This is a genomic window from Mesorhizobium sp. M2C.T.Ca.TU.002.02.1.1 (genome assembly GCF_003997225.1).
In genome coordinates, this window is record NZ_RZTO01001466.1 from 1 (window position 1) to 574 (window position 574).

Consider the following 574-nt stretch of genomic DNA (forward strand, 5'->3'; position numbering starts at 1 on the left):
GGATGGCGGTCTTCGCCTCGATCGCCTTCACCGCCATCTATGCCTTCCGTGTCGCCGCGGAAGCGCGCCTGCTCGCCAACGCTTTGGCCGCCACCGAGCTGGTGCTGCAGCGCGAGCAGCATCTGTCGGCGCTGGACGGGCTGGCGGCGGCGGCCGCGCATGAGCTCGGCACCCCGCTGGCCACCATCACCGTCGTCGCGAAGGAGATGGAAAAGGCGCTCGGCAAGGATCCGAAATATGGCGAGGACGTCAAGCTGCTGCGCTCGCAAAGCGAGCGTTGCCGCGAGATCCTGAAGCGGCTGACCAGCCTTTCCTCGGAAGGCGAAGCGCATCTGTCGCGCATGCCGCTCACCTCGCTGGTCGAGGAGGTGACGGCGCCGCATCGCGATTTCGGCATCTCGATCCGGCTGCGGCCCGGCGAGCGTATCGGCCCCGAGCCGGTCGGGCGGCGCAGCCCCGGCGTCATCTACGGGCTCGGCAATCTGGTCGAGAACGCCGTCGATTTCGCCCGCAAGTCCGTCACCGTCAGCTGGAGCTGGGACAATGAGGCGGTCACCTTCACCATCACCGATGA

At 67.6% G+C, this 574-nt stretch carries 1 protein-coding gene; it reads left to right on the plus strand.

The features are described from left to right. Positions 1 to 574, plus strand: a 574-nt coding sequence (locus EOD07_RS36780) for a histidine kinase dimerization/phospho-acceptor domain-containing protein (protein WP_164772976.1), incomplete at both ends; no start/stop codon positions are given.